We start from the raw sequence: 23,131 nt of genomic DNA on the forward strand, positions 1-23,131 counted from the left end.
ACCGATCCCCGCTCCCGGCCGCCCCGTGCGCGGGTCGGACACCGGGCGTCCCGTCATGGCCGCGCTCGACCTCCTCGGGCGGCGCTGGACGCTCCGCGTGATCTGGGAGCTCCACCGCCACCCCGATCGGTTTCCGCGACCTGCAACGCCACTGCGACGGCATGTCCTCCAGCGTCCTGCCCACCGGTCTCACAGAGCTGCGCGGGACGGACATCGCGGAACAGACGCCGGGCGGGGCGTGGCAGCCGACCCCGCTCGGTGCGGACCTGGTGACGGCGATGGGGCCACTGCTGGACTGGTCGCGGGTGTGGGCCGAGCGGCGGGCGTGAACCAACTCACCACGTCTACCGTCCGGTTCGCCGCGCCCGTGACCAACCCCATACGGTCTGAGTAGCCGTCCGGTAGCGCAGTGTCAGTCCTTGCCCCTAGGCTGTTGCGCATGTCCCCCGATTCCGTGACCCCTGGTTCCGTGCGGTCTGCTTACGAGGTGAACGAGCAGATCCGGGCTCTCTGGCTGCGCGCGGGCGGATCGCTCTCCACTCAGGAGCGGGAGGAATACGAGCTGTTGGTGGTCGAGTGGGCCGCGGCGATACGCGACGAGATCATCGAGGCGGCCTGAGCGGCGAGCGACCACACCCGATCACCGCCCCCGTCGCCACTCTCACCGTCCGCCCGACACCCGCAGCACGGTGCCCGTCGTGTACGACGCGTCCGGTGACATCAGCCAGGCAATGGCCGCGGCGATCTCCTCGGGCTGTCCGGGGCGGCGCAGCGGAATCGACGTCGACACCCGTCGGGCGCGCTCGGGGTCGCCCATTCGCGCGTGGATCTCGGTGTCGACGATGCCGGGCGCGACCGCGTTGACGCGGATGCCGTCGGGGCCGAGTTCCTTGGCCAGGCCCATGGTGAGGGTGTCCACGGCGGCCTTCGTCGCGGCGTAGTGGACGTAGTCCCCGGGGCTGCCGAGTGTGGCGGCGGACGACGACACGTTCACGATCACGCCGTTGCCCCGGGCCGTCATGACCTGCGCGGCACGGCGTGCGCACAGCAGTGTGCCCAGCAGGTTGACCTCGACGACCCGGCGCAGGTCGGCGGTGTCGACGTCCGCGAGCCGGCCGAACGGTCCGGTCACTCCGGCGTTGTTCACCAGCCCGGTGACCGGCCCGAGTTGTTGTTCAGCCGAGGTGAACAGCCGCTCCACGTCCGCCTCCACGGACGTGTCCGCGCCGACGCACACGGCCCGTACCCCGGTCTGCCGTGCCCTGTCCGCCACCTGCTCGGCCGCCTTCGCGTCCCGGAGGTATCCCACGACCACGTCGTGCCCGTCCTCCGCGAGCCGCAGACAGGTCGCGGCGCCGATTCCCCGGCTGCCTCCGGTGACGACCGTGACGAGACGTTTCATACGTACTTCCCTTCCAGGGAGAAGCCGACCGCACTCCCCCTCGGAAGCGCACGCCTGTCCGAACATCACCGAATGTTCCCCACCTTGTCCCCGCGTACCCCTTGGCTCGGCACGCGGAGTGACCAACACTTGCCCGATGACGCAGCGTGTGGAACTGGCGATCGTGATGGACCGGCTTGCAGTGGACGAAGTGATCACCGAGTACGCGGTGGCGGTGGACGACGGCGACTGGGAGGCGTACCGGAATCTGTTCGCACCGAACGGACGGGCCGACTACCGGTCCGCCGGAGGCATCGAGGGGAACGCGGAGGAGATCGCCGGGTGGCTCGCCGAGAGCATGCGGCTGTTCCCGATGCGGCAGCATCTGATCGTGAACCGGCGCATCCGTTTCGGCGCCCTGGACCAGAACACCGACGACACCGCGCGTGTCCAGGCCGACTACGTCAATCCGATGCGTTTCGCCGAAGAAGACAGCCGTGACACGTCCACCGCGCCCGACTTCGTCTGCGGCGGGCGCTACGAGTTCGGGCTGCTGCGGATGTACGACGGCTGGCGGCTGACCGGGGTCGTGGTGGCGGAGAAGTGGCGGCGTCTTCCCGAGCGGCGCCCGGAAACCGTGATCAACTGAGAGATCCTGGGCGGCTTCCGCTGTCAGGGATCGTCCGCGACACGCACACTGGAGCCACCAGCGGGTAGGGGGTTCGTATGAAGACCTTCGGCGACTGGCTCGTCTCCCCCTGGCGGCGTTCACTGCTCGCCGTGGTCGCGGGCGCGCTGCCCGTCTTCGCGTTCCCCGCACCGTCGCTGTGGTGGTTCGCCTACGTGGCGCTCGTCCCCTGGATCCTGCTGACACGCTCGGCGCCGACCCCACGGCGGGCGGTCTACGACGGCTGGTTCGGCGGGCTCGGGTTCATGCTGGCCGTGCACAGCTGGCTGGTGCCGAGCCTGAGCGTGTTCATCGTCGTGATCGCGGGGCTGCTGGGCGCGCTGTGGGCGCCGTGGGGCTGGCTGGTGCGGCGCTTCCTCGGTGGCGTGCCGACGCCTCGGCGAGGAGCCGCCGCGCTCCTGGTCCTGCCCTCGGGCTGGCTGATGGTCGAACTGGTGCGTTCCTGGCAGGGGTTGGGCGGCCCCTGGGGCCTGCTCGGCTCCACCCAGTGGCAGGTGGAACCGGCGTTGCGGCTCGCCTCGGTCGGCGGGGTGTGGCTGCTGAGCTTCCTGGTGGTGGCCGTCAATGCGGCGGTCGCGGTGCTGGCCGCGGTCCGTGCGGTGCGGGTACCGGCGGTCGCCGGGCTCGTCGCCACCGCCGCCGTGACCTCGGCGGCCTGGGTGTGGTCGCCGCGCCCCGACATCGACGGCCGGGTCCGGATCGCCGTCGTACAGCCCGGGATCATCGACGGCGACGCCAGCGGCGACCGGCGCTTCGACCGCGAGGAGCAGCTGACCCGCCAACTCGCCGGACAGCACGTCGACTTGATCGCCTGGGGCGAGAGCAGCGTCAGCTTCGACCTCACCAAGCGGCCCGATCTCGCGCGCCGTATCGCGGCTCTCTCCCAGGAGACCGGTGCCGACATCCTGGTCAACGTGGACGCCGAGCGCTCCGACAAGCCCGGCATCTACAAGAGTTCGGTCCTGGTCGGCCCGAAGGGGCTCACCGGCGACCGCTACGACAAGATGCGGCTGGTCCCCTTCGGCGAGTACATCCCGTTCCGCTCGCTGCTCGGCTGGGCCACCTCCGTCGGCAAGGCGGCGGGCGTCGACCGCAGGCACGGCTCCGAGCAGGTCGTGATGAACGTGGGACACGGACTGCGCATCGGCCCGCTGATCTGCTTCGAGACCGCGTTCCCCGACATGAGCCGCCATCTCGCCCAGGACGGCGCCGACGTCCTCCTCGCCCAGTCGTCGACCTCGTCCTTCCAGAACAGCTGGGCCCCCGAACAGCACGCCACCCTCGCCGCCCTGCGCGCCGCCGAGACCGGCCGCCCGATGGTCCACGCCACCCTGACCGGCGTCTCCGCCGTCTACGGCCCGAGCGGACAGCGCATCGGATCATGGCTGGGCACGGACAAGAGCACGACCCAGGTCTACGACGTCCCGCTCGCCCACGGCATCACGCCGTACGTCCGCTACGGCGCCTGGCCGGTGGGTCTGGCCCTGCTGGTGCTCGCGGCCATGTGCGCCGGTGAGGGCGCGACGGCGTTCAGGCTGCGGCGGACCGCTCCGCAACCGCTCGTACCACCCGCTCGCACAGTTCATGAGTCGCCAGCGCGTCCCGGGCACTGAGCACCTTCCCCGCTCGTACGGCGTCCAGGAAGGCGAGTACGGCCTGCTCGATGCCGCGCTGCCGGGCCACCGGGACCCAGTCCCCGCGGCGCCGTACGGTCGGCTGGCCCTTGTGGTCGACGACCTCGGCGAGGTTGACGACCTGACGCTTGGTGTCCTGGCCCGAGACCTCCAGGATCTCCTCCACCGAGCCGCTGAGCCGGTTCATCACCCCGAGGGCGGTGAAGCCGTCGCCGGAGAGCTGGAGCACGAGGTGGTGCAGCAGTCCGTCCTGGGTGCGGGCGCGCACGGTCACGTCGTCGACCGGCCCGGGCACCAGGAACCGCAGAGTGTCCACGATGTGGATGAAGTCGTCCAGGATCATCGCGCGCGGCTCCTCGGGGAGCCCGATCCGGTTCTTCTGCATCAGGATCAGCTCGCGCGGATGGTCGGCGCACTGCGCGTACCCGGGGGCGTAGCGGCGGTTGAAGCCGACCGCGAGGGACACGTTCCGTTCCTCCGCGAGCCGCACCAGCCGCTCGGAGTCGGCGAGTTGGTACGCGAGCGGCTTGTCGACGTACGTCGGTACGCCCGCCGCCAGCAGCCTGGTGACGATCTCGGGGTGCGCGGTGGTGGGCGCGTGCACGAACGCGGCGTCGAGATCCTGCGCGAGGAGTGCGTCGAGGTCCGTGTGCCGCTGCTCCGCCGGCAGGTGGAGGCCGTCGGCGACGCGGGCCAGCGTGGCGGGGGTGCGGGTCTGCAGATGCAGTTCGACGCCGGGCAGGGCGCCGAGAACAGGCAGGTAGGCCTTCTGCGCGATGTCACCGAGTCCGATGCAGCCGACCTTCACGGAGCCTCCCTGGCGCTCGCTCAGCGGTACGTTCCCGGAAGCATACGGCGGGGCGATATCGGGTGGTGCGGGCGGACCGGGCGCGCGAGGATGCGGGGATGACGATCGAGCGAAGTGAACCTTCGACCACCGCCGACGAACGCACCATGCTGGAGGGCTGGCTGAACTACCACCGTGAGACCCTCGCCTGGAAGTGCGAGGGCCTGACCGACGAACAGCTGAGGACCGCTGCTGTGGAGCCCTCCACGCTGTCGCTCATGGGCCTGGTGCGGCACATGGCGGAGGTGGAACAGGGCTGGTTCCTTAATGTCATGGCGGCCGAGCAGACGGACCGGCTCTACTCCTCCGAAGAGGATCCGGACGGCGAGTTCCATCTCACCGAGGCCGACACCTGGGCGGAGGCGCACGCCACCTGGCGGGCCCAGATCGAGGCGGCCGACGCGCACGCGGCCCGGTTCGCCCTCGACGACCTCTCCGTGGGCAAGCACCGGCGTACCGGCGAGCGCTTCAACCTGCGCTGGATCTACACCCACATGATCGAGGAGTACGCGCGGCACAACGGCCACGCCGACCTGCTCCGGGAGCGGATCGACGGGAGCACCGGCGACTGACGTCACGTCACCCGGGGCGGGCGCCAGCCGTCCGTAAGGGGGCGGAGATCACCCGTGTGGGGCATCATCCGTCCGTCCGCTGTCCCAAACGAGGCCGGAACCAGCAGAGTTGCGCGGGTGCATCGAACGACGACCACCGCAACGCTCCTGGTCACCGTGGCTGTCTCGGCCCTCTCCGGCTGTGTGACCGTCCAGCGGCCACCGGTTCCCGCTCCCCCGGCCGTACCGTCCCAAGCATCGGTGCCGCGCCCCGACGGCAGCGCGGAACCGCAGGTCGTACAGGCTCCGGCCCGGGAGGCGCTGGAACTGATCGACCCCTCGCACCGCCCGAAACCGGCCACGCATCCGCCGCACCGGGCACCGGTTCAGCCCCAGCAGGCGGCACCGGCGCCGGTCCCCCGCGCACATCCGCATCCTCACCCGAAGCCGCGCCACCCCCGGCAGCCGAGCGCGGACATCCCGGACGTGGTCAAGTCGGTGCCCAAGAACACCTCGGACGTGTGCGCCCTGGGCAGGAAGTACGGCGGCTGGCAGTCGGACAGTCCGCAGTCGATCATCTGCGGTCAGACGTACGGGCGTTGAGGCGGACGGGAACAGATCAGCCGGCTTCTAGGGCCGCTGTCTCGGCGGCCCCCAGTTCCCTTCCCCGGCCGCACCGCCCTCTGAATCGAGCCGCAGTTCCAGTCGGCCGATCGCGGCCCGCACCCCGTTGCCGTAGCCGTCGTCCGCGAGGACCGCGCAGGCCTCGCGGGCGCGGCGGAGGTGGGTGCGGGCGGCGTCCGGGCGGTCGAGCTTGATGTAGTCGGCGGCGAGGTTGAGATGCAGGGAGGGGTAGAAACCACGCACCGCGCTCGTCTCCTCCCCGCCCATGCCGTCGATCTCGCCGGGCGCCCGCTCGTCCGTCAGCTCGTCCGCCGCCGACAACGCCCGGAGATCCCAGGCGAGTTCGTCGCTCGGGTCGTCCTGGGTGTCGGCCAGGTAGTGGGCCAGCGTGCAGCGGTGCAGCGGGTCGCCGTCCTCACCGAGCTCGATCCACAGGCCGAGCAGCCGCTCCCTGGCCTCCTCGCGGTCGCCGCCGTGGTGCAGCATGACGACCTGTCCGATCCGCGTGAGCAGGGCGTCCGGCGCCGCCTGCCCCTGTCGCTCCGCCACCGCGTCCTCCGAACTCGTCCAGCCGCCCTGGCTGTCCCTCCCGACGCTAACCGGCGCCACTGACAATCCCCGTCAGGCGGCCCCGGCCCTGCCCCGGTGGGGTCAGCCCAGGTTCGGGATGCGCCAGTCGATCGGGGTGTGGCCCTGCTTCGCGACGGCCTCGTCGATCTGGGTGAACGGGCGGGAGCCGAAGAACTTCTTGGCGGACAGCGGGGAGGGGTGCGCGCCCTTGACCACCACGTGCCGCTCCTCGTCGATGAGGGGGAGCTTCTTCTGCGCGTAGTTGCCCCACAGGACGAAGACCGCCGGGTCGGGGCGGTCGGCCACCGCGCGGATCACCGCGTCGGTGAACTTCTCCCAGCCCTTGCCCTTGTGGGAGTTGGCCTCGCCGGAGCGGACCGTGAGCACCGCGTTGAGCAGCAGGACGCCCTGCTGGGCCCACGGCATCAGATAGCCGTTGTCCGGGATCGGGAGGTCGAGCTCCTCCTTCATCTCCTTGTAGATGTTCCGCAGGGAGGGCGGGGTCTTCACTCCGGGGCGGACCGAGAAGCACAGGCCGTGTCCCTGGCCCTCGCCGTGGTACGGGTCCTGACCGAGGACCAGCACCTTCACCTGGTCGTACGGCGTCGCCTCCAGGGCGGCGAAGACCTCCTCGCGCGGAGGGTAGACCGGACCCTTCGCCCGCTCCTCCTCGACGAACTCGGTCAGCTCCTTGAAGTAGGGCTGCTGAAGCTCGTCGCCCAGGACTCCGCGCCAGGACTCGGGGAGCATGGAGATGTCGGTCACGTCAACTTCCTTACCGTGTGCGGCGACTGCGATGCGGAGCGACCGCGCGGTGCGGTCGCCTCCATGTCCCAGAACCTACAGGCGAGCACTGACAACCGGTGCCGGGAACCGGTTCACCAGCTCGTCTTGCGGTACAGCTGCCACATCATCATGATCGTCGACGGGTCGAGGGCCTGTTCCCCGCCGGAGATGCCGTCGCTGGCGGCCACGTACTGCCGGCCCTGCCACAGCGGCAGCAGCCGGGTGTCGTCCACCAGGATCTGCTGGGCCTCCTCGAACTCCTTGACCACGTCGGCCCGGTCGGTCTCCCTGCGGGACTCGGGCAGCAGTACGTCGGTGATCCTCGGCGACGGGTAGGGCGTACCGAGCGCGTTCTGCTGTCCCACGAAGGGCGCGATGAAGTTCTCGGCGTCGGGGAAGTCCGGGAACCAGCCGCGCCCGAACACCGGGTACTCGCCCTTCTCGTAGCCGGTCACATACGTCTTCCAGGGGCGGCTCTTCAGGGTGATCGTGAAAAGCCCCGAGGCGTCCAACTGGCGCTTGAGTTCCTTGAATTCGAGGGCGGTCTCGGAGCCGTAGCGGTCGCTGGTGTACCAGAGGGTGAGCGGGACGCGGTCGGTGATGCCCGCGCGGGTGAGGATCTTCCGGGCCTTGGGGACGCTGGGGTCGCCGAAGTCGTCGAAGAAGGCGGTGGTGTGGCCGGTGAGGCCCTTCGGGACCATGGAGTAGAGGGGGTCCACGGTGTCGCGGTAGATCTTGTGGGTGATCGCCCCGCGGTCGACGACCTGGGCGACGGCCCTGCGGACGGCGGGATTGCGGGCCCACCGGTCCTTGGGGTTGAACACCAGGTAGTTGATGTCGGTGCCGGAGCCGTCGACCAGTTGCAGGTCCTTCGAGGGGCTGCCCTGGAGGGTGACGATGTCGTCGGCGGCGAGGCCGCGGTAGGTGACGTCGATCTTCTGGTCCCGCAGCGCCTTGACCATGGCGCCCGAGTCCTGGAAGTAGCGGATCGTCACCGCGCTGTTCTCCCGCTTGGCGAAGCCCTTGTAGCGGTCGTTGCGGACGAGTTGGGCCTGCTTGCCGTCGTCGTAGGACTTCAGGGTGTACGGCCCGGAGCCGAAGACCTTGTCGTCCTTGCGCAGGGAGTGCGCGGGATAGTCGTCGGGGTCGACGATCGACATGGCCGGGGTGGCGAGCACGAACGGGAAGGTGGCGTCGGGCTTGTTGAGGCGGAAGAGGACCTCGCGGTCACCGGTCACCTGGACGCGGTCGAGGCTGCCCAGCAGGCCGGCGGGTCCGCTCGCGACGTCGATCTGTCTGATGCGGTCGATGGAGTGCTTGACGGCCTGGGCGTCGAGGGTGTTCCCGTCGGCGAACTTCATGCCCGCGCGCAGTTCGCAGCGGTACGTCGTGTTCGAACCGTCCGTGAAACCACAGCTCTTGGCGGCGTCCGGCTCGGGGGTGGTCGCGCCGGTCGGGTAGGCGAGGAGCGTCTGGTAGATGTTGCGGAACAGCTCCCACGAGCCGTCCCAGGAGGCGGCCGGGTCGAGTGTGCTGGGGGCGCTGGTGGTGCCGACGACGATGGGTCCCCGGTCGTCCGGATTCCCGTCCGAGAACACCCCGCATCCGGCCACCAGAGATATCGACGTGATCGCCGCGGCTCTCCGCAGTCCTCGGTTCCGGTTGAACACGCGCACGCTCCTCGATCCGCCATACCAAGGGTCGGCAGACCATACCGCAGCGCTCCGGCCGGTTGAGCAAGGTTCGGACAGGGCTCTTGATCAGCGGTTTCATGACGACGTTGTCAGTCCGCTGTGCGCGTTTTCGTACCTCGACACGGGCGCCGATTCCGTAAAGGGAACAGCAAAGGAACCGGCGCCCGGGCCATCGGGTCAGGCCACTCCGGCGTTCAGCAGGATGCCGCCGTCGACGACGAGCGTCTGGCCGGTGATCCACTCGGACTGGTCCGACGTCAGGAACGCGGCGGCGCCGCCGATGTCGGAGGGCACACCGAGCCGGGCCAGCGGGTAGGAGGCGGCGGCCTCCGCCTCGCGGCCCTCGTACAGGGCGGCGGCGAACTTGGTCTTCACGACCGCCGGGGCGATCGAGTTGACCCGTACGCCCGGCGCGAACTCGTGCGCCAGCTGGAGCGTCAGGTTGACCATCGCGGCCTTGCTGATGCCGTACGCACCGATGAACGGCGAGGCGGAGATCCCGGCGAGGGAGGCGATGTTGACGATGGCGCCGCCGTTGTCCTTCTGCCAGGCGTGCCAGGTCTTCTGGGCGAAGCCGAGCGCCGAGATGACGTTGGTCTCGAAGACCTTGCGGGCGACGTTCAGGTCGAGGTCGGCGATCGGGCCGAACACCGGGTTCGTACCGGCGTTGTTGACCAGGAAGTCGACGCGGCCGAAGGCCTCCATGGTGCGATCGACGACGACGGCCTGGTGGGCCTCGTCGTGGGCCTTGCCGGCCACGCCGATGACCCGGTCGGCGCCGAGGGCCTCGACGGCCTCCTTGAGGGCGTCCTCGTTGCGGCCGGTGATGCAGATGCGGTCGCCGCGGGCGAGCAGTGCCTCGGCGACGCCGTAGCCGATGCCGCGGCTGGCGCCGGTGATGACGGCGACCTTGCCGGAGAGCGCGGGCAGTTCAGGCTGTTCAGTCATGGTTCCGTGTTCCCGAATTCCCTAGTTGAGCGGTCCGCCGGCGACGTACAGGACCTGGCCGGAGACGAAGCCGGCCGCCTCATTCGTGAAGAAGGCGACGGCGTTGGCGATGTCGTCGGGCTCGCCGACTCGCTGCACCGGGATCTGGGTGGCGGCGGCGGCCTTGAAGTCCTCGAAGCCCATGCCGATGCGGGCGGCGGTCGCGGCGGTCATGTCGGTGGCGATGAAGCCGGGGGCCACCGAGTTGGCCGTGATGCCGAACTTGCCGAGCTCGATGGCGAGGGTCTTGGTGAAGCCCTGCAGACCGGCCTTGGCGGCGGAGTAGTTGGCCTGGCCGCGGTTGCCGAGGGCGGAGGACGAGGAGAGGTTGACGATCCGGCCGAAGCCCGCGTCGACCATGTGCTTCTGGACGGCCTTGGCCATCAGGAACGAGCCGCGCAGGTGCACGTTCAGGACCGTGTCCCAGTCGGAGACGCTCATCTTGAAGAGCAGGTTGTCGCGGAGCACGCCCGCGTTGTTGACCAGGATCGTCGGCGCGCCCAGTTCCGCGACGATGCGCGCGACGGCGGCCTCGACCTGGGCCTCGTCGGAGACGTCGGCGCCGACCGCGAGGGCCTTGCCGCCGGCCGCGGTGATCTTCTCCACGGTGTCCTTGCAGGCGGCCTCGTCGAGGTCGATCACGGCGACCGCACGGCCCTCGGCCGCGAGGCGTACGGCGGTGGCGGCGCCGATGCCCCGCGCCCCGCCGGTGACAATCGCGACCCGCTGCTCAGTGGTGGACATTGCTGGCTCTCCTCGCCCTTGAGAATCTCTCGCCCTGGAAATCTGCGGCCCGCCGGTGAGCGACCGCTTAGTACCTTCGGCAGACGTGACGCTAGAAGCCCTGGCACTCGGTGTCAACGCCACATGAGCCGGGTGTGATCCATTACCTCACCAGCAGGTCGAGCAGGCGCTCCGTCTCGGCCGCCGGATCGACGGTGAGACCGGTGTGCACGGGCCCGGGCTGCACGACGGTGGACCGGGGCGCGATCAGCCAGCGGAACCGCCGACCGGCATCGTCACGCGCCGCCTGACCGGCCGCCTCACCGCCCGCGCACACGCCTTCCACGGCACCGAGCGCGGCCCTGATCCCGGCCGCATCGGCCTCCGGGTCGAGGGCGAGCAGCCGCGCCTCGTCCAGATGGGTGCGGGCGCCGACGTAGGACCGGGCACGGCAGTAGACGAGCACGCCGGCGTTGATGCACTCGCCGCGTTCCACGCGCGGTACGACGCGCAGCAGGGCGTACTCGAAGACGTCCCGTTCGTTGGCCTCGCTGGGCCGGATGATGTGGCGCTCGGTCACTGGTCCCTCCTGATGCGCTCGTGGATGACGGCGGCGCGCGCGAGGAGGGGCGCCGCGTAGGCCCGGCGGAGGTCGTCCGGGGTGTCGAAGCCGGGTTCGCCGGTCAGCCAGGCGTCGGGGATCTCGGCGGTGACCTCGGCGAGGAGATCGTCGGTGACCTGCGGTGCGAGGTCGGCGGCGGCGGTCGCGAGGTCGGGGGCGAAGCGCGCGAGGGCGTGGTCTGCGGCGTCGTAGGGACGGGCCGCCGATGCCTCCGCGCCGGGCCAGTTGTGGTGCCAGATCATGGTGGCGCCGTGGTCGATGAGCCACAGGTCGCCGTGCCACATCAGCAGGTTGGGGTTGCGCCAGGACCGGTCGACGTTGTTGACCAGCGCGTCGAACCAGACGATCCGGCCCGCCTCCTCCGGGCTCACCGTGAAGGCCAGTGGGTCGAAGCCGAGGGCGCCGGACAGGAAGTCCATGCCGAGGTTGGCGCCGCCGCTGGACCTCAGCAACTCCTGTACCTGCTGGTCGGGTTCGCCGAGCCCGAGCACCGGGTCGAGATCGAGGGTCACCAGGCGCGGCACCCGGAAGCCCAGCCGACGGGCCAGCTCCCCCACGACGACCTCGGCGACGAGCGTCTTGCGGCCCTGCCCGGCGCCGCTGAACTTCATGACGTACGGCGCGAAGTCGTCGCCCTCGACGAGCCCCGGCAGCGAGCCGCCCTCGCGCAGGGGCGTGATGTAGCGGGTCGCGACGACTTGCTTGAGCACTTCCGAGGCTCCCTAGCCCTACCGTCCACAGCCGCTCCGGACGCGCCTCCGGCACGGATTGAGCAGTCTACGAGGAGTGGAGGACGCCCGCTCTCACCAGGGCCGGGACAGCCGACGCCCCCTCTTCTTCGCTCAGGTCACCGGCGGTACGCACCGCAGTGGACGGCACGCTCCACGGTGGCCGCCATGGCCTGCTGGCCCTGGGCGTTGGGGTGGGCGGGCGCGGTCGGGGTCGCCGCGACCAGGGGTTCGATCCAGCGCTCGCCGGCCGGCTTGCACATGTCGTGTCCCACGGTCGGGGTGTAGGTGTCGACGTAGGCCGCGCCGTGCGCCGACGCCTGGCCCGCGATCATCGCGTTGAGCTTCTTCTCGGTGTCCCGCAGATAGGCGAAGTCACCGGCCGCGAGCGGTACGGCGGAGCTGGTGCAGCCGACTCCGTCGTCCGGGAACAGGTCGGGATAGCCGACCACCACGACCCTGGCCCGAGGAGCCCGCTCGTGGACGGCGTCCAGGGCCGCGGCGATCTTGGGAGCGGTGTCGTCGACGCGCTGCGCCGGCCGGTCGGTGCCGTCGCTCGTGAAGAAGGTCTGGCACGGGTTGCCGGTCGGGTTCTTGGACGTCAGTCCGGCGCAGGTGGCCAGATTGCCGGAGAAGCCGATGTCGTTGCCGCCGATGGTCAGGGTGACCACGTCCGTGTCCGCGCCGGGGGCGTCCGGTTGCGGCGCCTTCGAGCCCTGCGGTCCGGCCAGGGCCGCCGTCGTGGCGCCCGAACAACTGACGTCGGTCAGCTGCCAGTTCCGCGCCGCCGCGAGGAGCGACGGACAGTTCTGGTCGGACCGCGCGCACGTGGCGTCGACCTGGGTCGGTATGCCGCGGCCGGAGGCGTACGAGTCGCCCAGCGCGACGTAGTTCACGGTGTGCGCCGAGGCGCTCGCCGTCGCCCCCGCGACCGACAGTGCCATCGCGCAACCTGCCACCGCGCAGCAGGCTCCTGCGGCCGGGAGATCTCTTGCTCTGCTCGTTCAAGTCCGTCCATTCGTCGGGCCCCCGCCCCCGACACCCGCCGGGGTGTGGGCGTTGTGCTGGCGAGACTTGAAACGGCGCGCGCACCAAGGAGGTTCACTCACGGCTTCACCGGGTGCGTGTTCAGGCCTTGTGCAGAACCGACAGCGAAACGACAGCGAAGTTTTACGCCTGCCTGATCTCGATCAGGCCAAGCTCTCGACACCGTCTGAACGACGGTCATCGGTATCCCGTACCCCTTTGCAGACCCACAAATGCTTTCTTCTGGAAGGAACGTCAGCATGACCAGCGATTCGTTCGAACCCGTTACGGCGCCCTCCCGTCGCACCGCGTTGGCGGCGGTCGGCGCGGCGGGACTCGCCGTCGCGCTGACCGCGTGCTCGTCGAACGACGACTCGTCGTCGGACTCCTCGGACACCTCGGGCTCCACCACCACCGCCGGCGCGTCCACCGCCCAGGGTGACGCCGGGGGCACCGAACTGGCGAAGACCACCGACATCCCCGAGGGCGGCGGCAAGATCTTCGCCAGCCAGGGCGTGGTGGTCACCCAGCCGACGGCGGGCACCTACAAGGCGTTCTCCTCGAAGTGCACCCACCAGGGCTGCGCCGTGACCACCATCAGCAACGGCGTCATCGGCTGCCCGTGTCACAAGAGCGAGTTCTCCATCACCGACGGCAGTGTGAAGCAGGGGCCCGCGACCCAGGCGCTGCCCGCCGAGCAGATCACCGTGACCGGGGACTCCATCACGCTGGCGTGACGGTCAGCGTCGATCGGCCCTGCGCGGCCGTTTGAAGCAGCCCAGCACCTCGTCCGTGGTCGCGACCGTGGCGACCAATGCGAGGGTGTTGCGGATCATCGCGGGGGTGTACTCCGAGGGCACCCCCGCGATGGCGTCCTTCGGTACGACGACGGTGTAGCCGCGGTTGACGGCGTCGAACACCGCGTTGGGGATCGCCACGTTGGCCGAGACGCCGGTGACGATCAGTGTGCGACAGCCCAGGTTCCGCAGCAGCGCGTCGACTTCGGTGCCCTGGATCGGTGACAGGCCGTGCAGCCGCCGTACGACGAAGTCCTCCTCGGCGACCTCGATCGGGGGTGCCACGCGCACCGCCGCGGTGCCCGAGAGCTGCTGGACGGGCAGGCGTTCGGCGGCGCGGAACAGCCGGGCGTTGTGGTTCGCTCCCCGGCCGTCCGGGCGGCGTTCGGCGAGCGCGTGGATCACCTGGACCCCGCTCTCGTGCGCGGCGGCGACCAGCCGGGCGACGTTGGCGAGCGCGCCCGACGAGCGTACGGCGAGGGCGAGTTCGGGCAGCGCGCTGCCCGGGCCTACCACGCCCTGTTGACATTCGACGGTGAGCAGGGCAGTGCTCACCGTGTCGAGGATCTCACTGAGTTGTGCGTGCGACGGCATGGCTCTCCCTTGTCGTCGACGGCCGGGGCGGGTGACAGTAACGAGCATCGCGTGCGTTCGGAAGACGGCCGACGACCGTCCGGCCACTTTTCCTGACGAACCGTCAGGAGCGGCTGCCCGCCGCTCGTGCCGTAGCCGAAGGGGATCGCATGACCGCCACTCAGCGTCGAGGCCGGAAGATCATGATGACACCCGAGGAGCTGGACGGGTTCCTCGCCGCCGAGCGGACCTGCCGCGTCGCGACCGTGTCCGGGGACGGCGCCCCGCATGTCAGCCCGCTCTGGTTCGCCTGGGACGGCACCTCGCTGTGGCTGTACTCGATCACCCGCAGCAAGCGCTGGGCCGATCTGCGCGGCGACCCGCGCGTCGCCGTGGTCGTCGACGGCGGCTACGCCTACGACGAGTTGCGGGGCGTAGAGCTGTCCGGGACCGTCGAGTTCGTGGGCGAGTCCCCGCGCACGGGTGAGCCGTATCCCGAACTCGTCGCGGTGGAGAAGCTGTTCGCGCAGAAGAACTTCGGCCTGGACGCGATGCCGTACGACGGCCGGCACGCGTGGATACGGCTGACGCCGGACACGGTCACGTCCTGGGACTTCCGCAAGTTGGCGGCGCTGTAGGCGAGTTGCTCTCGGGCCGGCTGTCAGACGACCGTCTCGGCCGCCGCCCGCAGCGCCTCGACCGCCGCGCGGATGGAGGGGCGGCGGTCGGCGTCCGCGCGCCAGACGACGTAGACATACCGACTCACCCGCTGCTTCAGCGGGACGGTGACGACTCCGGCGGGCATCGGGCTGCGACCCAGCAGGGGTGCGATGCAGACGCCCAACCCGGCGGCCACCAGACCCAGTTGGGTGTGCGTCTCGGCAGCGCGGTGGCCGATGATCGGCTCGATGCCCCGGGAGCGCAGGGTGAACATCAGCCACTCGTGACAGAACTCGCCCTCGGCCCAGGTGATCCACTCGTCCTCGGCGAACTCCCCGAGGTCCACCTCGTCGCGGCCCGCCAGCGGATGCCCGGCCGGCATCGCCACCTCTGCGGGGTCGTCCAGGATCGGCGCCTTGACCAGGCCGTCGGGCAGCGGCATCGGCTTGTTGTACCAGTCGAGGACGACCGCGAGGTCGAGATCGCCGCGCACGACGCCCGCGATACCGCTCTCCGGCTCCAGTTCGGTGGAGCGGACGCGCAGCGCGGGGTGCTGGGCGCGCAGCGCGGCGAGTGCGGCGGGGAAGAGGCCGCGCGCGGCGGTCGGGAACGCGGAGAGCCTCAACTCGCCCACGACCTGCCCCCGTTGGGCCTCCAGGTCGGCCTGGGCCAGCTCCACCTGGGACAGGATGCGGCCCGCGTGCTCGGCGAGCAGCCGGCCCGCGTCGGTGAGCCGCACCCCCCGCCCGTTCTTGGCGAGGAGCTGCTGGCCCACCTCGCGCTCCAGCTTGGACATCTGCTGCGACACGGCAGAGGTCGTCACATGCAGCCCTTCGGCGGCACCGCTGACCGAGCCGTGCCGGGCCAGGGCGTCCAGGGTGCGCAGCCGCTCCAGGTTCAACATGTAAGCGATACTACGAGATACCCGGGGACGTATCCCGCTCGCGCTACAAGGTAACGTTCTTACGCGTAGCCGCGCATCGGCGTCCGGCCGCACGCGGAGGCGATCGCCTCGGCCAACCGCCCGGTCTCCTCGGCCGTCAGGGTCGAGACGGTGATCCGGATGCCGGGGGGTGCGCTCATCCGGAAGCGGGCGCCGGGCGCGACGGCCCAGCCCGCGTGGAGGAGGCGGGAGACCGCGCCGGTCTCGTCCGGCACCGGGATCCACACGTTGAGGCCGCTGCGGCCGTACGCCGTGACCCCGTGGTCGGCGAGCGCGGCGATCAGCGCGTCCCGGCGACGGCCGTAGGCGGCGGCCACCGCCGGGGTGTCCACCGCTCCGTCGGCCCACAACAGGGCCACGGCGCGCTGGGTGATCCGGCTGACCCAGCCCGGCCCCAGGCGCTGGCGGCCACGGACCCGGTCGAGGGTGACGGTGTCCCCGGTGAGCACGGCGAGGCGCAGATCGGGGCCGTAGGCCTTGGCGACCGAGCGGACGAAGGCCCAGTGACGGGTGGCGCCGGCCAGCGGATGCAGGGCCTGGTCGACGATGCCGTGACCGTGGTCGTCCTCGATCAGCAGGATCTCCGGGTGGTCGCGGAGCACTGACCGCAGGGCACGCGCGCGCGTGGCGCTCACCACGGCTCCGGTGGGGTTCTGCGCCCGGTCGGTGACGATCAGGGCCCGCGCGCCGTGTTCCAGCGCCGCGCGCACGTCGTCGGGGTGCGGTCCGTCGTCGTCCACGCGGACGGGGGTGACGCGCAGCCCGAGTGCCGGTACGAGGTCGAGCAGACTGCCCCACCCGGGGTCCTCGACGGCGACGGTGTCACCGGGCTTCAGATGGGCGGCGAGGACGCGCTCGATGGCGTCCAGCGATCCGGAGGCGACGGCCACGGGGCCGGCCGGCACACCGTCCGCGTCCAGCGCCGCCCGCGCGATGCGTGCCAGCTCCGGTTCGACCGGGTCGTCGCCGTACATGACCGGTTCGCGGTCGGAGAGTTCGGCGGCGCGGGTGAAGGCCCCGGCGAGGGAGGGCAGCAGGGCGGGATCCGGGTTGCCGTGGGACACCTCGCGCACCCCCTCCGGCACCTCCACCCGGATGTGCTCGCGCCCGGTCGTGGCCGGCTTGGGCCGCACCCGGCTGCCGCGCCGCCCGGCGGTCTCGATGACCCCGCGCTCGCGCAGGGTCCGGTACGCGGCCGCGACCGTATTGGGATTCACCCCCAGCTCTACGGCCAACTCCCGCATGGGAGGCAGCAGTTGCCCCGGCTCAAGTCCTCCCGAGCCCACCGCGCGCTCGACGTCGGCAGCGATGTCTGCCGCGCGTCGCCCTACGATCCGATATCCTCCTAGCACAAAGAAGATTATGCACTAGTGCAATACGCCTCGCAACTCGACCCGACAGCAACGAACACGGAGAGCACCATGCAGGGGACCACCTCGCAGCCGACGTCGCAGCCCGCGGCCTACACGCCGACCGACCTGACCGTCCCCACGCGTTCCGCGGACCGGGCGTCGTACGACAAGGAGCTGGTGCACGCGATACTCGACACGGCCTATGTCTGCCATCTCGGCTTCGTCCGCGACGGCCGGCCCGTCGTACTGCCGACGCTGTTCGGGCGGGTCGGTGAGCGGCTGTACGTGCACGGTTCGACGGGGGCGCGCCCGCTGCGGATGACGGGGCAGGCCGACCCGGGGCTCCCGGTGTGCCTGACGGTGACCCACGTGGACGGTCTGGTGCTGGCCCGTTCCGCCTTCCACCACTCGATCAACTACCGCTCCGTGGTGGTGCACGGCATCGCCCACCAGGTTACGGACCCCGAGGAGAAGCGGACCGCGCTGGACGCGCTGGTCGACCATGTCGTGCCCGGTCGTTCGGCGGACTCCCGGCCCGGCAACAAGAAGGAACTCGCCACCACCATGGTGATCCGCCTCGACCTCGACGAGGTCTCCGCCAAGCTCCGCACCGGCGGCGCGAACGACGATCCCGAGGACCTGGACCTCCCCCACTGGGCCGGCGTCCTCCCGCTGAACACCGGCTACGGCGCCCCGCTCCCGAACGACGACCTGTCCTCGGGCATCGAACTCCCCGGCTACCTGGTGGAGTTGTGATGCTCATCCACCCCTGGGACGCACCCCACGACGACGCCGAGTGGCAACACTGGCTCGCCGTCCACGACTTCGGCCAGCTCGCCGTCAACGGCCCGCCCGGCGAACCGCCGTTCGTCCAGCCCCTCCACTTCGCCTACGACCCCGAGCGCGGCGAGGCGGTCACCCACCTGGCCCGCCCCAACCCCCTGTGGCCGGCGCTGGAGGCGAATCCCCAGGTGGTGCTGAGCGTCGTCGACGACTACGTGTACATCCCCGGCCCCTGGCAGGCGGACCCGGACGTCCCACCGGAACACGGCGTGCCGACCAGCTTCTACGCTGCCGTCCAACTCCGCTGCACCGCCCGCCTCGTGGACGACCCGACCGAGAAGGCGACCCTCCTCAACCGCCAGGTCGGCCACTTCCAGCCCGAGGGCGGCACCGCACCGGTCGCCTCCGGCGAGCCACCGAACGGCCGCCTGCTGTCCGGAATCCGCGCCCTACGCCTCGAAGTGACCGGCGTACGAGCCAAGTTCAAGTACGCGGGCAAGCGGTCGGCCGAGGTCCAGGACCGCATCGCGGCCCGGCTCGCGGGGCGGGGCGGGGTGCGGGACGAGGTGGCGCGGGGGCATTTGCTGCGGCGGCGGGAGGGGTGAGGAGGAGGGGGCTTCTCGTCAGCCGAGGACCGGTTCGTCTGCCGTCGCCGTGCGCATCTCCGTCAGCGCGAGGCCCGCGACCGAGCCGAGCATCAGCAGAGTGCCCGCCAGCGTCGTGGGCGTCAGCCGTTCACCGAGCAGGACGACGGCGAGGCCTGCCGCGCTCACAGGCTCCAGGAGCATGATCACGGATACGGTGGCGGAGCGTACGACGACCGCGGCCATGAAGTAGAGGGCGTAGGCGAGGGCCGTAGGTACCGTTGCGATGTAGCCGAGCAGCCAGAGCACCCGGACCGGCTGGGCGGTGTGTGGTACCAGTCCCTCGGCCAGGGCGAACGGCAGTACGCACAGGCTGGTGACCGCGAAGGTCCAGACAGCCGTCTCGGACGCGTCGGTCCCGCCGCCGCGTCCCCAGCGCCGGGTCAGCAGGGTCATGGCCGAGCCGCCGGCCGCCGAGACGAGGGCGAGCAGGACACCCGACGGCCGTACGGTCGCCGCCGGGCCCAGCGACAGGACCGCCAGCCCCGACAGCGCCCCGGCCACGGCGATCGTGCCACCGGTGCCGAGCCGTTCCCCCAGGGTCAGCCGTGCCCCGAGCACCACCAACACGGGTCCGGCGCCGAGCGTGACGGCGGTCGCCACGGCGAGTCCGGTGTCCGCGACGGCCGCGAAGTAGGCCGTCTGGAAGATGGCCAGTCCGAGGCCGGTCGTGACGGTCCGCAGGGCCTTGCGACGGAGCGGCTCGGCGGCAGCGGGGTGAATCCTCGGGCGGCCGAGAAGACGGACGATGAGCAACAGCACGAATCCGGCCGCGCAGCGCCAGAAGGACAGAGCCAGTGGGCCGAGATCACTGGCCCTGTAGACCAGGGAGGCAGCCGCGCCAGCGGTCCCCCATGCGATCCCGGCCACCATCAGATAGAGCAGGCCTCGCCGGACGGGCAGGCCAAGAACAGCATTCGACACGAGCGATCTCCGCAGAAGTACAGAAGCGCGACGAGGAGCCCCTGTCAGCGGGGTCCATGGACTTCTTCTGCGGGCAGCACCGTTCCGCCCGGCGGTGCCGGGCGTGGAATCCGGAGGCCCGCCTCAGGCGGCCGGCGGCGGAAGAACGAGCGCGTTCCGATGCATGATCAGCAGCCTAGGCAGCCGTTCCTCGGCGGGACAACTCCCTTTCGGGGCCCCCGGTCGCGACCGGTTCCTCCGAACCCTTCGTCGGGGCCGAGGACTGGGCGACGAACGCGCCGAGCAGGACGACCGCACCGCCGATGACCTGAGGGGCGGAGAGGTGTTCGCCGAGGAGGACCCAGGCCAGTACCGTCGCGACGACCGCTTCGAGGCAGGCGACGACGCCCGCGACCTGTGGGGAGAGACGGCGGACGGAGACGACTCCGGTGACGTAGGCCAGGACCGTGGCGACCAGGACGATCCAGGCGAGCAGGACGGCGGCCGGGACGGGGTTGCCGTTCATGTGGGCGTCGCCCGCGAGGACGGACCAGTCCATGGTCCAGGGGCGGGCCACGGCGGTCAGTACAAGGGCGCCGACGAGCAGGCCGTAGGCGATCACGCCGAGCGGGTCGGGTGCCTCGGTGCCCGCGTCGCTGCCCTGGTCGGACAGGACGAAGTAGCCGACCTGGCAGCAGGCGGCAGCGAGCGCGAGCAGCAGGCCGGCGGCGTCGAAGCTCAGGCCCGACCACACCTCGACGACGCAGGCGAGGCCGCCGGCCGCGAGGACCACGCCCAGCGCGGCGGCGCGGGAGACCGGACGCCGTTGCACGAACCGGACCCACCCGAGCACGAGGGCGGGTGCGAGGTACTCGACGAGCAGGGCGACGCCGACGGGTATGCGGGAGATCGCGGCGAAGTAGCAGGCCTGGACGCCTGCGACGGCGAGCAGTCCGAAGCCGAGGAGCAGTGCGGGGCGGCGGCGGACGAGCGCGCGGTGGCGCACGGCGAGCGGCAGCATCACCAGGGCGGCGCCGGCCACCCGCAGCCACACCACGTGCAGCGGGTCGAGGCCCGCCTCGATCAGCGGTTTGGCCGCGACTCCGGATCCTCCGAAGGCGAGCGCGGACCCGAGCGCCAGACCGAGCCCGACACCCTTCGCACCACCGGCGGCACTGCTCTCAGACGTATGCACGGCCACATGATGGCAGGCGATGACATGAGCGTCACCCTTGTTGACACCTGTCTCAGCGCGTGGACGGCCGCCGCGCGGTCGGTCACCGGCTCGATCAGCAGCCCGTCTCGCCGCCCGCCACGTACGCCCCCGGCCGGCTCTCGATCCACACCAGTACCTCGGGGGACTCGATGCCCGCGCGGTGGAGCACCTCGACGGCGCGGGCCTCGGGTTCCGCGACAAGCGCGGCGAGGAGGTCGATGCCGCCCGCCAGGTCGCCGTCGCGGAGTTCGGCGCGCTCGCAGGCGTGCTCCAGGGCGCCCGCGGCCAGCGGAGACCAGCCGTCCGCCACCGGGATCACGGGAATCGCGCCGGAGTCCTCGACGCTGCCCTGCCAACGCAGGCCGTAGCCGATGCTGCGCTGCACCAGGTAGCCGAGCAGTCGGGCGATCTGGGGGCCGTCGCCGAAGACGGCACGCGCCTCGGCGTCCGACTCCAGGAGGCTGTGCAGCAGATGGGCCGTGTCGATCTGCCGGTCCCCGTCCCGCAGGGCCCGGCGGCGGGCACCCGCCACCACCGCTGCCAGCTCTGCACTGAGCCTGGCATCGTTGTCCGCGCGGTGAATGCCCTGCTCGCGGTTCGACTGCCTGGGAATACGGGGTTGCACGCTCTTACCCCATCAGTCCCCCGCATTGAGGGCATCCCCGGAGGGGAGCATTTCGGCATCCCACACAGAGTGGACCCTGGGCGGCGGGATCTCCTCCTTACGGATGAGATCACGCGCCTCAACCCCGAGAGGCGCGCGCCGCCCTGCCGCGCGCCCCGTGCGCAACCGCTCTGCACCGGGCGTACGTCTTTCTCGAACGTGGAGAGCAGGTGCTGGCTGGTGGCGTTGCCGGCGGTCGACGGCAGGCAGTACGTGTACCGGGTGTACGCCCCGGAGGACGCACTGCCCGCCGACCTGTTCTGGGACGCGTGGCACTGCCACGACGAGAGCGCCCACCCGCGCGCGTGGGACCTGTTCGACGCGGCGGTGATACGGCACGTGGGCTGAGGCCGACAAAACCGACACCGGCGAGGTCGGTCCGTTCCGAACGCGGTTGCTGCGGACACTTCCTGACGGTTCATCAGTATTGAATGTTGCGCGCCCTGCGGCTACGTTCCGCGACACCGTAGCCCGACAGCACCGTAGCCCGACAGGAAGAGGTGGCCGTATGGCCGAAATCAGCGCGGAGGCACGCATCGAGGCCCCGGCCGAGAAGGTGTGGACCCAGCTAACGGACTGGTCCGCGTACGGCGAGTGGAACACGACCCACACCAACTTCCCCAAGGGCGGCCCCGAGACCCTCGAAACGGGCGCGACCTTCCAGGAGAACATGAAGCTGATGGGCTTCCCCGCGGAGGTCGAGTGGACCGTCGAGGAGGTGGAGGCGGCCCGGGTGCTGGCCATCCGCGGCAAGGGCCCGATGGCCGTGAACGTCGCCACGCGCTACACACTCACCCCCGACGGCGACGCCACGACGGTCCGGATCGACGGCGAGTTCACGGGTGCGGCGGTGACGTTGATGGCGGGCAAGCTGAAGGACTCGGGGACGGCCGCCCTGAACGAATCGCTGCGCAAACTGGGCGGGCTGGTGGCCTGAGGAAGGCACCGGGGCACCGCAGGAACGGGAACGCGCACAGGGAAGGCGCCCCACGGAACTCCCGTGGGGCGCCTTGACCTGCTGCCCTCTCCGACCCCGAGGACATCAGTCCTCGTCGGCCAGGATCAGGTACAGCTTCTTGCGGGCGTCGTTGATGACGCTCAGCGCCTTCTCGCGCTGCTCCTTGCTGCCGGTCTTCCAGACCTGGCCGAAGGCCTCCATCAGACCGAAGCCGGCCTGCCGGATCTCGCTCAGGGCCTCCCAGTCGACACCTCGGGAAGCCTCTTCCCAGGGTGCGTCCGGACCTTCCTCGGCCGCGGTGCGGCCGGCGTCGGTGAGCGAGAACAGCTTCTTGCCGCCCTCCGTCGCGCTGGCGATCAGGCCCTCGTCCTCCAGCAGCTGCAGGGTGGGGTAGACCGAGCCGGGGCTCGGCTTCCACGCGCCGCCGCTGCGCTCGGCGATCTCCTGGATCATCTCGTAGCCGTGCATCGGCCGGTCCTTGAGGAGGGCGAGGATCGACGCGCGTACGTCGCCGCGCCGCGCCCTGCCCCGCGGTCCGCCGCGCCCTCGTCCGCCCCAGGGGCCGGGGCCGAAGCCCGGTCCGAAGCCGGGTCCGCCCGGACCGCCGGGCCCGAAGGGTCCGAAAGCCGCACGCCGCCCGTCGGGGCCGCCCCAGCCACGCCGGGGGTGGCCTTCCTGTCCATGTCCACGCTCGTGTCCGTGGGTACGCATCGCAATCACTCCATTCCATCGTTGATCTGTCGCGATGCGTCAACGATATATCGGAACTGTTCGGTC

29 protein-coding genes are annotated in these 23,131 nt (G+C 70.8%); 12 read left to right on the forward strand and 17 right to left on the reverse strand.

Annotation, left to right across the window (positions count from 1 at the left end):
- Nucleotides 1-161 precede the first annotated feature (161 nt).
- Together AB0I51_RS24795 and AB0I51_RS24800 are read left to right on the forward strand one after the other, a co-directional pair.
- On the forward strand, nt 162-329 hold the full coding sequence (locus AB0I51_RS24795) for a hypothetical protein (RefSeq protein ID WP_362978552.1): 168 nt from the start codon (nt 162-164) through the stop codon (nt 327-329).
- 110 nt (nt 330-439) lie between these two features.
- Complete coding sequence (locus AB0I51_RS24800) at nt 440-619, forward strand: hypothetical protein (RefSeq protein ID WP_362978554.1); 180 nt, start codon at nt 440-442, stop codon at nt 617-619.
- Nucleotides 620-661: 42 nt separating this feature from the next.
- On the opposite strand, the gene AB0I51_RS24805 is transcribed toward AB0I51_RS24800, so the two are convergent.
- Nucleotides 662-1,402 carry a glucose 1-dehydrogenase gene (locus tag AB0I51_RS24805; RefSeq protein ID WP_362978556.1) on the reverse strand — a complete coding sequence of 247 codons (741 nt, stop codon included), beginning with the start codon at nt 1,400-1,402 and terminating at the stop codon, nt 662-664.
- Nucleotides 1,403-1,538: 136 nt separating this feature from the next.
- Here AB0I51_RS24805 and AB0I51_RS24810 point away from each other — a divergent pair, with 136 nt between their 5' ends.
- Both AB0I51_RS24810 and lnt read left to right on the forward strand, forming a co-directional pair.
- Entirely contained in the window at nt 1,539-2,030 is a 492-nt protein-coding gene (locus tag AB0I51_RS24810) for a nuclear transport factor 2 family protein (protein WP_362978558.1), read from the forward strand.
- 77 nt (nt 2,031-2,107) lie between these two features.
- Entirely contained in the window at nt 2,108-3,682 is a 1,575-nt protein-coding gene (gene lnt, locus AB0I51_RS24815) for an apolipoprotein N-acyltransferase (protein WP_362978560.1), read from the forward strand.
- On the opposite strand, the gene AB0I51_RS24820 is transcribed toward lnt, so the two are convergent.
- Entirely contained in the window at nt 3,600-4,511 is a 912-nt protein-coding gene (locus AB0I51_RS24820; RefSeq protein WP_362978562.1) for a Gfo/Idh/MocA family oxidoreductase, read from the reverse strand. The two genes, lnt and AB0I51_RS24820, sit on opposite strands and share 83 nt — an antisense overlap.
- Before the next feature lie 98 nt (nt 4,512-4,609).
- Between AB0I51_RS24820 and AB0I51_RS24825 the strand changes: the two genes are divergently transcribed.
- Both AB0I51_RS24825 and AB0I51_RS24830 read left to right on the forward strand, forming a co-directional pair.
- A complete protein-coding gene (locus tag AB0I51_RS24825) occupies nt 4,610-5,122 on the forward strand; it encodes a DinB family protein (RefSeq protein WP_362978564.1) in 513 nt (170 codons plus the stop codon).
- 117 nt (nt 5,123-5,239) lie between these two features.
- Entirely contained in the window at nt 5,240-5,704 is a 465-nt protein-coding gene (locus AB0I51_RS24830) for a hypothetical protein (protein ID WP_362978566.1), read from the forward strand.
- 27 nt (nt 5,705-5,731) lie between these two features.
- Here AB0I51_RS24830 and AB0I51_RS24835 read toward each other — a convergent pair whose 3' ends face one another.
- The 8 genes from AB0I51_RS24835 to AB0I51_RS24870 all read right to left on the reverse strand — a co-directional run bounded on the left by AB0I51_RS24835 (nt 5,732) and on the right by AB0I51_RS24870 (nt 12,779).
- A complete protein-coding gene (locus AB0I51_RS24835; protein WP_362978568.1) occupies nt 5,732-6,274 on the reverse strand; it encodes a hypothetical protein in 543 nt (180 codons plus the stop codon).
- 102 nt (nt 6,275-6,376) lie between these two features.
- A complete protein-coding gene (ung, locus tag AB0I51_RS24840) occupies nt 6,377-7,060 on the reverse strand; it encodes a uracil-DNA glycosylase (protein WP_362978570.1) in 684 nt (227 codons plus the stop codon).
- A gap of 113 nt (nt 7,061-7,173) precedes the next feature.
- Nucleotides 7,174-8,751 (reverse strand): ABC transporter substrate-binding protein, encoded by a 1,578-nt coding sequence (locus AB0I51_RS24845; RefSeq protein ID WP_362978572.1) that lies wholly within the window; start codon nt 8,749-8,751, stop codon nt 7,174-7,176.
- A 201-nt stretch (nt 8,752-8,952) separates the two neighbouring features.
- Nucleotides 8,953-9,723, reverse strand: coding sequence for an SDR family oxidoreductase (locus tag AB0I51_RS24850; protein WP_362978574.1), 771 nt, complete (start codon nt 9,721-9,723; stop codon nt 8,953-8,955).
- A 21-nt stretch (nt 9,724-9,744) separates the two neighbouring features.
- Complete coding sequence (fabG, locus tag AB0I51_RS24855; RefSeq protein ID WP_362978576.1) at nt 9,745-10,506, reverse strand: 3-oxoacyl-ACP reductase FabG; 762 nt, start codon at nt 10,504-10,506, stop codon at nt 9,745-9,747.
- 142 nt (nt 10,507-10,648) lie between these two features.
- Nucleotides 10,649-11,065 carry a DUF3037 domain-containing protein gene (locus tag AB0I51_RS24860; protein WP_362978578.1) on the reverse strand — a complete coding sequence of 139 codons (417 nt, stop codon included), beginning with the start codon at nt 11,063-11,065 and terminating at the stop codon, nt 10,649-10,651.
- Nucleotides 11,062-11,817 (reverse strand): HipA family kinase, encoded by a 756-nt coding sequence (locus AB0I51_RS24865; protein ID WP_362978580.1) that lies wholly within the window; start codon nt 11,815-11,817, stop codon nt 11,062-11,064. The genes AB0I51_RS24860 and AB0I51_RS24865 overlap by 4 nt, the downstream gene beginning before the upstream one ends.
- 137 nt (nt 11,818-11,954) lie before the next feature.
- The gene (locus tag AB0I51_RS24870; RefSeq protein ID WP_362978582.1) at nt 11,955-12,779 is read right to left on the reverse strand and encodes an SGNH/GDSL hydrolase family protein; all 825 of its coding nucleotides are present in this window, start codon (nt 12,777-12,779) and stop codon (nt 11,955-11,957) included.
- A 342-nt stretch (nt 12,780-13,121) separates the two neighbouring features.
- On the opposite strand from AB0I51_RS24870, the gene AB0I51_RS24875 reads away from it, so the two are divergent.
- Nucleotides 13,122-13,598, forward strand: coding sequence for a Rieske (2Fe-2S) protein (locus AB0I51_RS24875; protein WP_362978584.1), 477 nt, complete (start codon nt 13,122-13,124; stop codon nt 13,596-13,598).
- A gap of 3 nt (nt 13,599-13,601) precedes the next feature.
- On the opposite strand, the gene AB0I51_RS24880 is transcribed toward AB0I51_RS24875, so the two are convergent.
- A complete protein-coding gene (locus AB0I51_RS24880) occupies nt 13,602-14,252 on the reverse strand; it encodes a cysteine hydrolase (RefSeq protein WP_362978586.1) in 651 nt (216 codons plus the stop codon).
- Nucleotides 14,253-14,401: 149 nt separating this feature from the next.
- Between AB0I51_RS24880 and AB0I51_RS24885 the strand changes: the two genes are divergently transcribed.
- Nucleotides 14,402-14,869, forward strand: coding sequence for a pyridoxamine 5'-phosphate oxidase family protein (locus AB0I51_RS24885; protein WP_362978588.1), 468 nt, complete (start codon nt 14,402-14,404; stop codon nt 14,867-14,869).
- Nucleotides 14,870-14,892: 23 nt separating this feature from the next.
- Here the strand turns inward: AB0I51_RS24885 and AB0I51_RS24890 are convergent, their stop codons facing one another.
- Both AB0I51_RS24890 and AB0I51_RS24895 read right to left on the reverse strand, forming a co-directional pair.
- Nucleotides 14,893-15,795, reverse strand: coding sequence for a LysR substrate-binding domain-containing protein (locus tag AB0I51_RS24890; protein WP_362978590.1), 903 nt, complete (start codon nt 15,793-15,795; stop codon nt 14,893-14,895).
- A 59-nt stretch (nt 15,796-15,854) separates the two neighbouring features.
- Entirely contained in the window at nt 15,855-17,186 is a 1,332-nt protein-coding gene (locus AB0I51_RS24895; RefSeq protein ID WP_362978592.1) for an aminotransferase class I/II-fold pyridoxal phosphate-dependent enzyme, read from the reverse strand.
- A gap of 69 nt (nt 17,187-17,255) precedes the next feature.
- Between AB0I51_RS24895 and AB0I51_RS24900 the strand changes: the two genes are divergently transcribed.
- Both AB0I51_RS24900 and AB0I51_RS24905 read left to right on the forward strand, forming a co-directional pair.
- Nucleotides 17,256-17,942 carry a pyridoxamine 5'-phosphate oxidase family protein gene (locus AB0I51_RS24900; protein WP_362978594.1) on the forward strand — a complete coding sequence of 229 codons (687 nt, stop codon included), beginning with the start codon at nt 17,256-17,258 and terminating at the stop codon, nt 17,940-17,942.
- Nucleotides 17,942-18,574: an FMN-binding negative transcriptional regulator gene (locus tag AB0I51_RS24905; protein ID WP_362978596.1), complete on the forward strand. Its 633-nt coding sequence runs from the start codon at nt 17,942-17,944 to the stop codon at nt 18,572-18,574. Before AB0I51_RS24900 ends, AB0I51_RS24905 begins: the two co-directional genes overlap by 1 nt.
- A gap of 18 nt (nt 18,575-18,592) precedes the next feature.
- Here AB0I51_RS24905 and AB0I51_RS24910 read toward each other — a convergent pair whose 3' ends face one another.
- The 3 genes from AB0I51_RS24910 to AB0I51_RS24920 all read right to left on the reverse strand — a co-directional run bounded on the left by AB0I51_RS24910 (nt 18,593) and on the right by AB0I51_RS24920 (nt 21,357).
- Nucleotides 18,593-19,537: an EamA family transporter gene (locus AB0I51_RS24910; protein WP_362978598.1), complete on the reverse strand. Its 945-nt coding sequence runs from the start codon at nt 19,535-19,537 to the stop codon at nt 18,593-18,595.
- A 175-nt stretch (nt 19,538-19,712) separates the two neighbouring features.
- On the reverse strand, nt 19,713-20,717 hold the full coding sequence (locus AB0I51_RS24915) for an EamA family transporter (RefSeq protein WP_362978599.1): 1,005 nt from the start codon (nt 20,715-20,717) through the stop codon (nt 19,713-19,715).
- An 88-nt stretch (nt 20,718-20,805) separates the two neighbouring features.
- Nucleotides 20,806-21,357 (reverse strand): Clp protease N-terminal domain-containing protein, encoded by a 552-nt coding sequence (locus AB0I51_RS24920; RefSeq protein ID WP_362978601.1) that lies wholly within the window; start codon nt 21,355-21,357, stop codon nt 20,806-20,808.
- A gap of 219 nt (nt 21,358-21,576) precedes the next feature.
- Between AB0I51_RS24920 and AB0I51_RS24925 the strand changes: the two genes are divergently transcribed.
- On the forward strand, nt 21,577-21,744 hold the full coding sequence (locus AB0I51_RS24925; RefSeq protein WP_362978603.1) for a hypothetical protein: 168 nt from the start codon (nt 21,577-21,579) through the stop codon (nt 21,742-21,744).
- Between the two features lie 160 nt (nt 21,745-21,904).
- A complete protein-coding gene (locus tag AB0I51_RS24930) occupies nt 21,905-22,333 on the forward strand; it encodes an SRPBCC family protein (protein ID WP_362978605.1) in 429 nt (142 codons plus the stop codon).
- A 105-nt stretch (nt 22,334-22,438) separates the two neighbouring features.
- Here AB0I51_RS24930 and AB0I51_RS24935 read toward each other — a convergent pair whose 3' ends face one another.
- Complete coding sequence (locus tag AB0I51_RS24935) at nt 22,439-23,065, reverse strand: PadR family transcriptional regulator (protein ID WP_362978607.1); 627 nt, start codon at nt 23,063-23,065, stop codon at nt 22,439-22,441.
- Nucleotides 23,066-23,131 lie beyond the last annotated feature (66 nt).

It is taken from the genome of Streptomyces sp. NPDC050549 (genome assembly GCF_040655035.1).
Classification (GTDB): Bacteria; Actinomycetota; Actinomycetes; order Streptomycetales; family Streptomycetaceae; genus Streptomyces.